This window comes from Sulfitobacter geojensis (genome assembly GCF_000622325.1).
GTDB classification, from domain to species: Bacteria; Pseudomonadota; Alphaproteobacteria; order Rhodobacterales; family Rhodobacteraceae; genus Sulfitobacter; species Sulfitobacter geojensis.
The window spans coordinates 723,744-738,423 of the sequence record NZ_JASE01000005.1 but is presented as its reverse complement, the minus strand read 5'-3'; the positions used below and the strand labels follow the sequence as shown (position 1 = coordinate 738,423).

Sequence of the window (14,680 nt, the reverse complement as noted above, 5' to 3'; positions counted from 1 at the left end):
TGCATTTTACTTTTAAAGACTAAGGAGCCCTTCATGGCCGGTAGTTCCCAGAAATTCATTGCTCGCAACAGGGCACCCCGCGTCCAGATCGAATACGATGTGGAACTTTATGGTGCCGAGAAAAAGGTCCAATTGCCGTTTGTTATGGGCGTGATGAGCGACCTTGCCGGCAAATCCGAAGTTGAGCAGCCCGCAGTTGCGGATCGCAAGTTCCTTGAGATTGATGTTGATAACTTTGACGACCGGATGAAGTCGATCGCCCCGCGCGCCGCCTTTACCGTGCCCAATACCCTGACGGGCGAGGGCAACATGGCCGTCGATATCACCTTTAACAGCATGGATGATTTTTCCCCGGCTGCAATTGCCGCCAAGGTCGAGCCCTTGGCCGAGTTGCTGGATGCGCGGACGCAATTGAGCAACCTGATGACATATATGGACGGCAAGTCCGGCGCTGAGGATCTGATCGCCAAGATTATGCAGGATCCGGCATTGCTCAAGACTTTGGCAGCCCAGCCGAAGCCTGACGCGAAAGAGGAGGGATAACCCATGGCTGAAGAAGACGTCCAAGTAGAAGCAGCTGGTGGTGAAACCGCATTCGGTTCTTCCGAGTTCGAAAGCCTGCTGCAAAAGGAATTTCGCCCGAAATCCGATCAGGCCAAAACGGCGGTTGAATCCGCGGTCAAGGCATTGGCCGAACAGGCGCTCAGCAATACGGCGTTGATTTCCGACGATGCGCTGCGCTCGATCGAAGGCATTGTTGCCGAGATCGACAAAAAGCTGACCGAACAGGTGAACCTGATTCTGCACCACGAAGAGTTCCAGCAGATGGAAAGCGCGTGGCGCGGCATGCATTATCTGGTCAACAACACTGAATCAGATGAGAACCTGAAGATCCGGTTCATGAGCATTTCCAAAAAAGAGATGCACAAGACCCTGCGCAAGTTCAAAGGCACGGCCTGGGATCAGTCGCCGATCTTTAAGAAACTGTATACCGAAGAATTCTCGCAATTGGGCGGCGAACCTTACGGTTCGCTGGTGGCGGATTACCACTTTGATCACGGTCCACAGGATGTGGAACTGTTGGGCGAAATGGCCAAGATCGCCGCAGCCGGCCATGCGCCGCTGATCACGGGTGCCAAGCCCGAGTTGTTCCAGATGGACAGCTGGTCAGAACTGAGCAACCCGCGCGATTTGACCAAGATTTTCCAGACGCCTGAATATGCATCATGGAAATCCCTGCGCGAAAGCGAAGACTCCAAATATGTCGGCCTTGCGATGCCGCGTTTTCTGGGTCGTTTGCCTTATGGTGCCAAAACCGAACCGGTCGAGGCATTCGCGTTTGAAGAGGACACCGACGGGTCGGATCACAGCAAATATGGCTGGATCAACGCGGCCTACGGCATGGCGGTTAACATCAACCGCTCGTTCAAGGAATACGGCTGGTGTTCACGCATTCGCGGCGTGGAATCCGGCGGTACGTTGGAAAACCTGCCATCGCACACCTTTCCAACAACAGATGGTGGCGTGGATCAGAAATGCCCCACAGAAATCGCCATCGACGACCGGCGCGAAGCGGAGCTTGCCAAGAATGGCATGATGCCGCTGATCCACCGGAAAAATACGGACGTTGCAACGTTTATGGGTGCCCAGTCTCTGCACAAGCCCGCAGAATATGACGACCCTGACGCGACGGCCAACGCAAATCTTGCAGCACGCCTGCCTTATCTTTTCGCCACTTGCCGCTTTGCGCATTATCTCAAATGCATGGTGCGCGATAAGGTCGGTTCGTTCAAAAGCCGCGACGATATGGAAAGCTGGCTGCAAGAATGGATCAACAATTACGTTGATTTCAATGCCGACATTTCGTCGGAAAACGAGAAGGCGCGGAAACCGCTCGCAGCAGCAGAAGTTGTTGTCGAAGAGGTGGAAGGCAATCCCGGATATTACACGTCGAAGTTCTTCCTGCGCCCACATTACCAGTTGGAAGGCCTTTCGGTTTCATTGCGGCTTGTATCCAAGCTCCCTTCTGAAAAAGGCGCCTGATCCCTCGAATTAGCTTGGGGTCCGCCAATACCGCCTAACTTAAACTTAACAAACTTTTTGAAAGGAATAGCACAATGGCTGCTAACATGTTCATGGAAATAGACAAAATCCCTGGTGACAGCACCGAAGGGAACCACAAGAACTGGATCGTTCTGGAATCTGCTACCTTTGAACTGGAACGTGCGGTCGACATGACCGATCTGGGGTCAAACCAGCGTTCACATGCGAACACCAACTTTCAGAAGATCGAGCTGACGACACAGATTGGCAAGGCGTCCAACGAACTGGCGCTGGCTGTGGCCAACGGTACGGTCAAAGATTCTGTTACGATGCACTGGTGCCGTTCAGGTGACGGTGCGGGCGAAGGTCTGAAGCCTTTCGCGATTTGGACCTTCAAGAACGTGATCATCGACAAGTACAGCGTCTCTGCAAGTGCGGACGGCATTCCAGAAGAAACATGGGCTTTGGCTTATGTGGGCGTGAAAATGGAATACCACCATACTGATCAGGCGACGGGTAAGCTCAAGAAAGAGAACGAGTTCCTCTGGAACCTGCGTTCCGGGAAAATGGAAACATATTCCGGCGATTGATAATGCCGTCGCGCGCGGGAAACTGCGCGCGACCTCCCCGATTTGCGCCCTTTCTCCTCGCATCCTAACCCGAGCGGAGGCTGTCATATGACGCCCGAAGAACATCTTAAATCTGGCGATCTGGCTGCCACACTTACGGCATTGCAGGACAAGGTCCGTGCAGAGCCGGCCGAAGCCAAGCTGCGCATTTTCCTGTTCCAGCTGCTGTGTGTTTTGGGGGATTGGAAAAGGGCAATCAACCAGCTGAAGCTGAGCGGTGAAATGGATCCTTTGGCCATGATGATGGCCCAGACCTATCGCGAGGGGATCATTTGCGAAGTCTACCGCGAGAAAGTTTTCAAAGGTGAGAAAGAGCCGATGGTTTTTGGCGAGCCGGACCCGTGGCTTGCCCTGCTGATCGAAGCGCAGAAAATGCTGGCGCAAGGCAAACCCGCCGAAGCTGCTGCGCTGCGCGAGCAGGCTTTTGAACAGGCACCGGCCAGTTCAGGCACCGTAAATGGAACGGCTTTTGAATGGATCGCGGATGCGGACATGCGCATGGGGCCGGTGTTGGAAATTGTGATCAACGGACGCTATTTCTGGCTGCCATTTGCGCAGGTTTCCAAGCTCAGCATCGAAGAACCTGCTGATTTGCGCGATGCGGTCTGGACCGCGGCCACTGTGACCCTGCGCAATGGCGGCGAAGTGGTCGCCCTGATCCCGACACGTTATGCGGGCACGCCTGAAAATGGGGGCGACGCGGAAAAATTGTCCCGCGCAACCAATTGGATAGATGCGGGCGGCGAAAACTTTGTAGGCGTCGGACAGCGCCTGTTTGCCACCGATCAGGATGACGTTGCCCTGCTGGATGTGCGCGAGCTGGTCTTTGATCACGGCCCCGACGAGCCGGAAGAGGCTGCACAAGATGGCTGAAAAAATGCTTGCTGAACGGTTGCAGCCGTCCCTTTTGGACCGGCTAACCGACGAAGAACCAACCCAAAAGCAAGAAAGCCGTGCCCATCGCGCCATTGACATCACCCGCCTGCGCGAAATCATCAAGCGCGATTTGTCGTGGCTGTTGAACACGAATAGTCTTGGCAAGGCGCTTGATCCCGAAAAATATCCGCATGCCGCGAAATCCGTGTTGAACTATGGTGTGCGCGAGGTCGCGGGCGAATACTCCACCTCTGTGCGCGCAGAGCTGATCCGCAAGTCGATCCTGAACGCCATTTCAGTGCACGAACCGCGCATCATCGCGGGCTCTACTGCGGTTGAGCTGCGCACCGAACAGGCCAAGGGCGAAACCCAGATCGCATTTGATATTCATGCTGACATGTGGGCCCAGCCGGTTCCACTCGAGCTGTATTTGCGCAGTAAGGTCGACGTGACAACGGGTGAGATTTCGCTCGACAGGGTGGGCTGATCGCGATGGATACCCGACTGCTCAGACATTACGAAAACGAACTGTCTTTCATGCGCGACATGGGGGCGGAATTTGCCGATGCCTATCCCAAGATCGCCAACCGTTTAGGAATGGAAGGGGTCGAAGTGATGGACCCCTATGTCGAGCGGTTGCTAGAGGGGGTCGCGTTTTTATCAGCGCGGGTTCAGCTGGAACTGGAAATGCAGTTTCCGGTTTTCACGTCGCATCTGCTTGAAATCATTTATCCTCATTATCTGGCACCCACACCGTCGATGATGATTGCGCAATTCAAGCCTGACCTTTCGAATGCGGGCTTGAAAACAGGTTACGTCCTGCCAAGGCACACCACTGTTCGCAGCCGTTTGTTGGACGGTGAACAAACCGCATGCGAATTCCGTACAGCCCATAAGGTCACCATGTGGCCGATCGAAATTTCCGAGGCGGAATATATCGACAGTCGCGGTGGTCTGGTTGCGGCGGGTGTGGGCACCACCAAGGCGGCCCGCGCCGGTATCCGGCTGCGATTGAAACGGCTGGATGGGGATCCGATTTCCGAACTGACGATGGACGATCTGACGCTCTACCTTGACCGCCAATCCGGTCGCAGCTGGCAGTTGCATGAACTGCTATGCACCCAGACGGTCGGCGTTGCGGGCCGCTCGGCGGACAGACGCGCGGATTGGACGATGGGACTGCCCGATGGCGCGCTGAAACAAGTGGGCCTGACCCCGGAAGAAGCGCTTTTGCCCACGCCGCGGCGGTCGTTTGACGGCTACCGGTTGTTGCAAGAATATTTTGCGATGCCCGAACGGTTCATGTTCGTGAACCTGAGCGGCTTGCAACCGGCATTGCGCAACGCCAAAGGGGCCGAAGTCGACATTTATATTCTGCTGGGGGACGGCAACAAGGATTTGACACCCGCCATCACGCCCGAAGCCTTTGGGCTGAACGCTGTGCCCGCGGTTAACCTGTTTCGCAAACGCTGTGACCGGTTGCATGTGACAGCGCGGGATACCGAACAACACGTAGTGCCCAACCGCACGGCGGGCTTGGATTTCGAGATTTACAATATTGAATCCGTGACCGGCATCAGTGGCGATGGCGCCGATGACGTCGATTTCAGGCCGTTTTACTCCGCCACGGATTTCACCGCTGCCGGTGACATGCACGCGACCTATTACACGCAAAGCCGCAAGATGCGTCAGCGCAGCGAAAAGGAACGGCTGCGCGGGGTGCGGACCTCTTATCTGGGGTCCGAAGTTTTCCTGTCCTTGGTTGATCGCAAACAGGCGCCCTATTCGGCCAAGCTGGACCAGCTTGCGGTTACCGCCCTGTGCACGAACCGTGATTTGCCAATGCTGCTGTCTGTGGGGGACGATAATGTGTTCCACCTGCCGGATGGCGGACCAGTCAAAACCGTGCGCACACCGATATCGCCCACGCGGCCGCATCCGACCCTTGCGCAGGGTGATACAGCATGGCGCCTGATCAGCCATCTTTCGCTGAACTATCTGTCGATTGCCCAGACCACCGATGGCAGCTCTGCCGAGGCCTTGCGCGAATTGATCGGAATTTATGCGCCGCTCGGCAACCGCGTGACGGAAAAGCAGCTTGAGGGGATCACCAACGTTTCCAGCCGGCCGATTGTGCGCCGGATGAGCGACGAAGTGCTGTCCACCGCCGTGCGCGGATTAGAGATTACCATAGAATTTGACGAGACATTTTTTGAAGGCACCAGCGTTTATGTACTGGGTGCCGTGATGGAGCGGTTTTTCCGCAAATACACCACCATCAATAGTTTTACTGAGACGGTCTTAAAGACCGAACGACGGGGGGAAATCGCCAGATGGCGACCGACAAGCGGCCTGGGCCAAACACTCTAGGACATTTCGCCAAGCTGGTGGAAAACCCTGAAGAACATCATGTTTTTCAGGCCATGCGTGTGATTGACGCTGCCTATCCTGATGCGCCGCGTCTGGGTGAATCGCGCCGTCCGCGCGAAGATCGCGTGCGGTTGGGTCAAGAGGCCGAGCTGTCGTTTCCACCCTCCACCATCCGCAGTTTCAAGGCTGGCACCGACAAGGTGCCCGGCACCATGATCAGCCGTTTTTTCGGTCTGTTCGGCCCACAAGGTCCCTTGCCGCTGCACCTGACCGAATACGCGCGCAACCGGCAACGCAACCACCGCGACAATACCATCGTCGCTTTCGCGAATATGCTGACCCACCGGATGATGAGCCTGCTCTATCGCGCATGGCGCAGTGGCAATCCGGCCCCCAGCTACGACCGTGGTGATGATGAATTTGAACGGCGGGTCGCGGCCATTGCGGGCTATCGCGGCGAAGGTTTGCAAGAACGCGATGCCATGCCGGATGTCGCGCGACGCCATTTCGCCGCTTACATGTCGCAGGGCACGAAAAACCCCGACGGATTGATTTCGCTGATCAGCCATTTCTTTGATGTACCGGCGGAGATTGACCAGTTTGTCGGCGCTTGGCTGCATCTTGAACCGGATGATTGCTGGGAATTGGGCGGTCAGGTCGGCTTGGGCCAGACCACCAGCGTGGGCAGCAAGGTCTGGAGCCGTGCCTCGAAATTCCGCATCCGCATCGGGCCGCTCAGCCGCGAACGTTATGAACGGTTTATGCCCGGTACAGACGGGTTTGACCGGCTGGAATCTATCGTGCGCAGTTATGTGGGCGACACGTTGGATTGGGACGTGCAGCTGATCCTCAAAGGGGACGAGGTGCCAAGGTCCGTGCTGGGGGGGACGACCCGACTGGGGCAAACATCCTGGGTCGATATGAAACGCGATGACGATACACCGCGCGCCGATGCTGAGGATTTATTCCTCACGCCTCGGGGTCGGGTGGCATAATATTTGAATAATAAGGGGACATTAAAGTGAGCGAGATTAGCAGAGTCGCATTGTTCGGGAAGCTGAACAGTCTTGGGTATAAAGCCGTCGAAGGCGCTACCGTTTTTTGCAAAATGCGCGGCAACCCTTATGTCGAAGTCGTCCATTGGATGCACCAGATTTTGCAGGGGCAGGACAGCGACCTGCATCGGATCGTTGATCATTACGATCTGGATGTGGGCAAGATTGCCGCCGAAATGACCCGCAATCTGGATGGGCTGCCGCGCGGCGCCTCTGCGATTTCGGATTTGTCGGATCATTTGATGGACGCGATGGAACGCGGTTGGGTTTTCGGCTCGCTGCTGTTTAGTTCAAGCAATGTGCGCACCGGTCATTTGTTGCTGGGCATGCTGAAAACGCCGGCCTTGCGCAACATCCTGACCGGCATTTCGCCCGAGCTTGCCAAGATCAAACAGGATGATCTGGCGGAGAATTTCCACGAAGCAACAGACGGGTCGCCCGAAGAGCGCATGGGCGCGCAGGACGGGTCAACCACCGGCGGCGGTGCCGTGCCCGGGGAAGCATCCGATGCGATGTCTCCCGCGCAGATGGGCAAGGGAGAGGCGCTGGAGCAATATTGCACCGACCTGACCGAACAGGCCCGCAACGGCGAGATTGATCCAATTGTCGGGCGCGATGAAGAGATCCGCCAAATCGTTGACGTGCTGATGCGCCGTCGTCAGAACAACCCGATCCTGACGGGTGAGGCGGGTGTCGGTAAAACAGCCGTGGTTGAAGGGTTTGCCTTGCGCATTTCGCGCGGCGATGTGCCGCCCGCTTTGCAGGACGTGCGCCTTTTGGTGCTTGACGTGGGCCTGTTGCAGGCCGGTGCGTCGATGAAGGGCGAATTTGAAAACCGCCTGCGCTCGGTCATTGATGAAGTGCAGTCCAGCCCGACACCGATCATCATGTTCGTCGATGAAACCCATACGCTGGTTGGTGCCGGTGGTGCCGCAGGGACGGGAGATGCCGCGAACCTGCTGAAACCTGCTTTGGCGCGTGGAACGTTGCGCACTATCGGTGCGACGACTTGGGCCGAATACAAGAAATACATCGAAAAAGACCCCGCGCTGACGCGTCGTTTTCAGGTGGTGCAGGTGGATGAACCGAGCGTGCCCAAGGCGATCATGATGATGCGTGGCATCGCGTCGATGTTGGAAAACCACCACAAGGTGCAGGTACTGGATGAGGGTATCGAGGCCGCGGTGGCCCTGTCAGCCCGCTATATTCCTGCGCGGCAATTGCCGGACAAATCGGTGAGCGTTCTGGACACCGCCTGTGCCCGCGTTGCTGTGAGCCAGCATGCGGTGCCGGCACAGGTGGACGATGCGCAGCGCAAAATCGAATCGCTGAATACCGAGTTGGAGATCATCGGCCGCGATGAAACTGCCGGGTATGACGTGGACGAACGCCGCACCAAGGTCGAAGCGCAAAAGGCCGAAGTCGAAGAGCGGCTGACCGGTCTTCAAGCCGCTTGGGACGTTGAAAAAGAAATCGTTGCCGAAATTCTGGACCTGCGCGCGCAGCTTCGGGCAGGGGGCGCACCGGTTGAAGAAGGATCGGAGCTGGCACCCGAAGGGGGCGAGGGTGCACTTGACGATGCAGCCCGCGCCGAGGTGATGGAAAAGCTCAAAGCAGCCAATGCCAAGCTGCATGACGCGCAGGGCGAAAGCCCGCTGATCCTGCCGATTGTCGATGAACAGGCGGTGGCCTCCGTTGTTGGCGACTGGACGGGCATTCCGGTTGGCCGGATGGTATCGGATGAACTTGCGACCGTGCTTAGCCTTGAGGAACATCTGGGCAAACGTGTCATCGGTCAGGATCACGCGATGGCGATGATCGCCAAGCGTATTCAGACCAGCCGCGCGGGCCTTGATAATCCGAATAAACCCATCGGTGTCTTTATGCTCGCCGGTACGTCTGGCGTGGGTAAAACAGAAACCGCCCTCGCACTGGCCGAAGTTCTTTATGGCGGTGAGCAGAATGTGATCACCATCAACATGTCCGAATATCAGGAAGCGCATAGCGTAAGCTCCCTGAAAGGGGCACCTCCGGGCTATGTGGGTTATGGTGAAGGTGGTGTTCTGACCGAAGCGGTGCGGCGCAAACCCTATTCCGTTGTCTTGCTGGACGAGGTCGAAAAAGCGCACCCCGATGTGCACGAGATTTTCTTTCAGGTGTTTGACAAAGGCGTCATGGAAGACGGCGAAGGGCGCACAATCGACTTCAAGAACACGCTCATTCTGCTGACCTCCAACGCGGGGTCCGATCTTATCATGGATTTGTGCAGCGACCCCGATCTGCTGCCCGAACCCGAAGGTATCGCCAAAGCCTTGCGCGAGCCGTTGCTGAAAATCTTCCCCGCCGCCTTGTTGGGTCGTCTGGTGACGATCCCCTATTATCCGCTCAGCCCGCACATGATTGCAGAGATTACAAAACTGCAACTGGGCCGGATCAAGAAACGCGTCGAAAGCACCCACGACGTGCCGTTCGAGTATTCCGATGCCGTGGTCGATCTGATCGTTGATCGCTGTCAGGAACTGGAAAGCGGGGGGCGTATGATTGATGCGATTGTGACCAACACCATGCTACCCGACATTTCGGCCGAATTCCTGCGCCGGATGATGGAGGGCAAGTCGATCGACAAAGTGTCGATTGATGTGGCCGACAACGGTTTCACCTACGGATTTAATTAAACGCGGGTCAGGGGGCATCCCCCCCTGATCCCGACAAAACGAAAGCACCGGAGACAGTTTTGGCAACACTCGACAAACCCACGATGAGCGCAAGTCGCAGTCAGGTCTATGATCTGGTCGAAAGCGACTGGTTCAAGAATACCATTCTGGGTGTGATCATTTTCAATGCCATCACCCTTGGCATGTCGACGTCGGATTATCTGATGGACCGGATGGGCGGTGTTCTGTCGGTTGTCGACAATCTGGTGCTGGTGATCTTTGTGGGCGAGCTGTTGCTCAAATTTTACGCCTACCGCATGTCGTTTTTCAAAAGTGCATGGAACATTTTTGATCTGCTGGTGGTAAGCCTTGGCTTGTTGCCAAGTCAGGAAGGGCTTGCCGCCTTGCGCGGCCTGCGCGTGATCCGCGCGATGCGCCTGCTTTCTGTGGTGCCGCAAATGCGGGCGGTGGTTCAGGCGTTGCTCGACGCGTTGCCGGGCATGGGCGCGGTGATCGTAATGATCTCTATCGTGTTCTACGTCTTTGGCGTCATGGCAACATTGATGTACGGCACGGCCTTTCCCGAATGGTTCGGCACGCTGGGCCGCTCGTTGTATTCCCTGTTCCAGATCATGACCTTGGAAAGCTGGTCAATGGGGATCGTGCGCCCTGTGATGATCGAATTCCCATCGGCTTGGGCCTTCTTTGTGCCGTTCATCATCATCACGGCCTTTTCGGTTTTGAACCTGTTTATCGGTTTGTTGGTCAACACGATGCAGGACGCGGTGGAGGAAGAAACCGAGGCGGAATTCGACAATTTGCGTCAGCTTGTCCGCGATGAAACAGACTCGGTCGATCGCAACGTTCTGGCCCTGATGGAAGAAGTCAAAGCCTTGCGGGCAGAAGTAAACGCAGCAAACGCCAAGAGGGAGGGCTAGGACTCCGATGGCTGGCAGCGCACAGAAATTCATCATCGCAAAGGCGTCGCCGCGTGTTCACACCGAATACCGGTTGGCGCTTTTTGATGCTGCAAAACCTGTACAGCTGCCGTTTGTACTGGGCGTTTTGGGTGACCTTGCGGATGCCGAACAGATCGATGCGCGCTCCATCGAGGAACGTGATTTTTTCGAGATCGACGTGGAGGGGTTTGACGGTCTGAAAAAGGGACCGGCCCGGCGCAGCGACTTCGCCCTGCCATTAGGGCAATCCGATGAGGACACCGCGACACGTACGCTTGCCTATGAAACACAAAATGATTTCACACCTGACGCGATCGCCGCCCGCGCGGCCACCCTGCGCCCGCTGTTGGAAGGGCGGCCCGAGTTCACCGATCTGATCGACTATATGGATGGCGGCGCGGCGAATGATATGCCCGAGATTGACGCACAGTCCTCTGCACTTGATGCATTGCGCGCGATCAAATTGCCCGAACCGGAGGAAGACACCAGCGGTTCCGTTCTCGACAGTTTGCGCGCAACGGCTGTTCCTGATGCCCCCGTCGAAGACGAAAGCGCCACTGCGTTAGACGCCCTGCGCCGCGTCGAGGTTGCGGAGCAACAGGTGGAAGACAACAGTGCCGCGCTGGATGCCCTGCGTGAAATCGCGCCTGCTGCGGTTGAAGAAGATCAAAGCGCAACCGGCGCATTGGATGCCTTACGTGCTGTAGAAATTGCACCGGAAGTCGAGGATGACACCGCCACGGCGGCGTTGGACGAACTGCGCAACCAGGAGATTGCCGGAGATGAATCCGAGGACAGCGGCGCAGCGTTGGACGCATTGCGGGCCGTCGAATTAGATGAAGTTATCGAAGAGCCGGCGACAGAAGCGCTTGACGCATTGCGCGCTATGGAAGTGCCCGAAACGCAAAACGACGACAACAGCGCCGAGGTGTTGGCCAGCCTGCCCACAACAGAGTTAGCAGAGCCGGAAAGCGAGGATGCAGAGGCGATCCTTGCAGGCATAGAAGCCATCGAGAGTGAGAAGGAAGAAGACCGGTCAGAGGATATTCTGGCGGGGATTGAAGCGGTGGCGGAGGTCGAACCGCAGGACACATCGGATGCAATCTTGGCAGGGATTGAAGCCGTTGAGGATGAGCCGGTCGCCGATGATCTGGAAGACGTCCTTGCAGGTATAGAAGCGCCGGAAGAGGCCGCAGAAAGCGACGATCTTGATGCAATTCTTTCGGAAATCGATAGCCCAGTCGTGGACGAAGAAACCGGCACGGCTGATGATGTGCTGGCCACGATAGAGATCACTGAGCAGGCGGAAGAAAGTGACGGCGTAGAAGCCGCATTGGCCGGATTGGAAGCGCCAGAAGAAACGGTTGAGCAAGAGGATCTTGAGTCTGTTTTGGCCGGGCTGGAAGCACCGGAAGAGCAGGCCGAGGATCGCGCGGAAGATATCCTTGCCACGCTTGATCCTGTTGCACCGGAAGGTGACGATGATGGCCTTGATGCTGCGCTGGACGGTCTTGAAGCACCGGCCGACGCAGGAACGGATGATCCTCTTGCGCTCCTTGATGACATGGGCGGGGACAGCGACACACAAACTGATCTTGACGATATTCTGGCCGATGCTGAATTCGCTGAAGGTGCGGGGGCGGAACCTGACGATCTGGATGCTTTGCTGGATGACATTGGCGCGGATCGTGCCGATGAAACCGCGCAGGATGACATTGATACGCTACTCGACGATGTCACACCTGAAAGCGATCCGGCTGATGATGCCCTTGATGGAATGTTGGACGCACTGGACGGGGATGCGCAGGTATCTGAGCCTGAGCAGGTTGAGGAACCCGCGCAGGATGCGCCGGTAGCAGATGTTATCGAAGAAGAGCCGGAGGACGAGGAGCCCTCAGAAGAGGAGCTACAGGCCGAAAAGGAATTGGCCGAGTTGTTGTTGGATTTGCAGCCCGATGTGCCGGACGACGAGGACGATGATCTTGACGCTTTGTTGGGCGCGCTGGACGATGAGCCGGAAGAAGAACCCGCGCCCGAACCCCCAGCGCTTGATGATCTAGATGCGCTTCTGGAAGGTTTGCAGGATGACGCCGCTGATCAGGCCGAGGCCACTGCCGATGGCAGCGACACCGAGGAAGGCGCAGAAACGGAGGCGCTGCTTGACGTGTTGGCCGAGGAAGCACCGACCACAGAACAGACACAAGCCGCGCAAGACCCCGCGCCGGATGAGGCGGCCGCAGACGCGGATGATATGGATGCGCTGCTGGCCGGTCTTGAGACAGAGGTCGCCGAAGCCGCGGACGCCGGCGCAGCGACAGCAAGTGAGGAAACCACGGATATGCCAGCTGATACCGGTGACACAAACGCCAAGGCGACCCTTAGCGCCGAGCCGGAGCTTGCATATGGCGCGATGAGCGCGGAACGCCCCGATGCGCAAAAGCTTGAGCGTAAACGTTTTCGTATTGCGATCCTTGGGGATTTCACCGGCCGTTCCGCACAGGGGCTGATCGAGGTGGGGGATGCGCTGGCAGCACGTAAAGCGATCCTGCTGGATACCGACACGGTCGAGGATGTGATCGAAGGGTTTGCCACAACGCTTGTTTTGCCCATCGGCAAAGACGGGGCAGGGGTCGAGGTTAAGCTGGGTGGGCTGGACGATCTGCACCCCGATGAGCTGTATGAGAATGTTGAACTTTTCGCCGCGTTGAAAAGTCTGAAATCGCAACTGGGGAATGGCGGCACGGCGGATAGCGCTGCCAAGTCGCTGGTCGCATGGGGTGAACAACACGGGCGCGCGGTTGCCCCGGCACGGGCGACATCTGGCGGCAATACCGTGCGCGCCGACCTGAAGTTAAGCGATTTTCAAAAGCTGATCGGCGATACGGAAAAGACACTGGCGCAGCCCTCGCCGGTGGATGAACTGATGGCACGGGTGGTGGGGCCGCATATCCGCAAACTGCCCGATCCGGATGTCACCGCGATGGCGGGTGCCGTGGATGATGCCCTGTCCGGTGCCATGCGCATGGTGCTGCACCATCCTGAATTTCAATCCGTCGAGGCGCAGTGGCGTGCGCTTGATCTGATCGCACGCAGCATTGAAACCGATGATACGCTTGAGGTCATGTTGTATGATATTTCCGCCGAGGAAATCGCGGCGGACCTGACACAATCGGACGATCTGTCAACCAGCGGCCTTGTGCGTTTGCTGACCGAAGGGCCGATGGACGAAGAATTCGGGCGCGGCGCCTATTCTGCAATGATGGGCATGTACACTTTTGAGGAAACACCGCCCCATGCGCAGCTTTTGGGCCGCATTGCGCGGGTCGCCGCACATGTTGATGCGCCGTTTTTTGCCGCCATCACTCCCGGTTTCATCGAGACCGCCAAACAGGACCGCCATCCCTTGGTGGCCACCGAGTGGGACACGCTGCGCGCCATGCCCGAGGCCGGACATCTTGCACTGGCCACGCCGCGGTTCTTGATGCGCCGGCCATATGGTGCGAAAACTGAACCGATATACGAATTTGATTTTGAAGAATTCACCCAAAGCGCCGGTTTGTCTGGTATGCTTTGGGCGAACCCTGTGGTTTTGGTTGCTATTTTGCTGGCCAAATCTTTCAAGGAAAATGGTCCGTCAATGGGGTTGGGGCAAATCATGTCGCTTGGCGACATGCCCTATCACTTTGTTCTGGACCGCTATGGTGATCAGGTCGCACTGCCGTGCACCGAACGGAACCTGACGCTGGACAAGGTCGAAACTGTTTTGGGGCGGGGTTACCTGCCCGTGGTTTCCATAAAGGGACGTGATGAAATTCGACTGGCATCTTTCCAGTCACTTGGGGGGGGCGAAATTCTGGGCCCTTGGAGCGGCGCTAAACCGCCACCACCCTCTGCACCGAAACCGCCCAAGGCCGTACCTGACGCCATGGACGGAAACGACAACGACACCGCTGGAGATGACGCCGATCTGGACGATTTGCTGTCAGGTTTTGATCTCGATGCCGGTGATAGTGACGAAGACATTGATAATGATGAGGACATGGATGCCGAACTGGCTGCGCTGCTGGCCGATCTTTGAGCAAGGGAAATTACGC

The 14,680-nt window shown here is 57.0% G+C and carries 10 protein-coding genes; all 10 read left to right on the top strand.

Translation table 11 applies throughout. The features are described 5' to 3' along the window. Nucleotides 1-33: 33 nt before the first annotated feature. The 10 genes from tssB to Z947_RS0105555 all read left to right on the top strand — a co-directional run bounded on the left by tssB (nucleotide 34) and on the right by Z947_RS0105555 (nucleotide 14,664). Complete coding sequence (gene tssB, locus Z947_RS0105600; RefSeq protein ID WP_025043333.1) at nucleotides 34-543, top strand: type VI secretion system contractile sheath small subunit; 510 nt, start codon at nucleotides 34-36, stop codon at nucleotides 541-543. Nucleotides 544-546: 3 nt separating this feature from the next. Next, entirely contained in the window at nucleotides 547-2,043 is a 1,497-nt protein-coding gene (gene tssC, locus Z947_RS0105595; protein WP_025043332.1) for a type VI secretion system contractile sheath large subunit, read from the top strand. Between the two features lie 74 nt (nucleotides 2,044-2,117). After that, complete coding sequence (locus tag Z947_RS0105590) at nucleotides 2,118-2,633, top strand: Hcp family type VI secretion system effector (RefSeq protein WP_025043331.1); 516 nt, start codon at nucleotides 2,118-2,120, stop codon at nucleotides 2,631-2,633. 87 nt (nucleotides 2,634-2,720) lie between these two features. Beyond that, nucleotides 2,721-3,545 carry a type VI secretion system accessory protein TagJ gene (locus tag Z947_RS0105585; protein WP_025043330.1) on the top strand — a complete coding sequence of 275 codons (825 nt, stop codon included), beginning with the start codon at nucleotides 2,721-2,723 and terminating at the stop codon, nucleotides 3,543-3,545. Further along, a complete protein-coding gene (gene tssE / locus Z947_RS0105580; protein ID WP_025043329.1) occupies nucleotides 3,538-4,035 on the top strand; it encodes a type VI secretion system baseplate subunit TssE in 498 nt (165 codons plus the stop codon). The genes Z947_RS0105585 and tssE overlap by 8 nt, the downstream gene beginning before the upstream one ends. Before the next feature lie 5 nt (nucleotides 4,036-4,040). Beyond that, nucleotides 4,041-5,918 carry a type VI secretion system baseplate subunit TssF gene (gene tssF, locus Z947_RS0105575; RefSeq protein WP_025043328.1) on the top strand — a complete coding sequence of 626 codons (1,878 nt, stop codon included), beginning with the start codon at nucleotides 4,041-4,043 and terminating at the stop codon, nucleotides 5,916-5,918. Beyond that, nucleotides 5,882-6,913 (top strand): type VI secretion system baseplate subunit TssG, encoded by a 1,032-nt coding sequence (gene tssG, locus Z947_RS0105570; RefSeq protein WP_025043327.1) that lies wholly within the window; start codon nucleotides 5,882-5,884, stop codon nucleotides 6,911-6,913. Before tssF ends, tssG begins: the two co-directional genes overlap by 37 nt. 26 nt (nucleotides 6,914-6,939) lie before the next feature. After that, nucleotides 6,940-9,648: a type VI secretion system ATPase TssH gene (gene tssH, locus Z947_RS0105565; protein ID WP_025043326.1), complete on the top strand. Its 2,709-nt coding sequence runs from the start codon at nucleotides 6,940-6,942 to the stop codon at nucleotides 9,646-9,648. Nucleotides 9,649-9,731: 83 nt separating this feature from the next. Continuing rightward, complete coding sequence (locus Z947_RS0105560) at nucleotides 9,732-10,565, top strand: ion transporter (protein ID WP_025043325.1); 834 nt, start codon at nucleotides 9,732-9,734, stop codon at nucleotides 10,563-10,565. 7 nt (nucleotides 10,566-10,572) lie between these two features. Continuing rightward, nucleotides 10,573-14,664 (top strand): type VI secretion system contractile sheath domain-containing protein, encoded by a 4,092-nt coding sequence (locus tag Z947_RS0105555; protein WP_025043324.1) that lies wholly within the window; start codon nucleotides 10,573-10,575, stop codon nucleotides 14,662-14,664. Nucleotides 14,665-14,680: the final 16 nt, after the last annotated feature.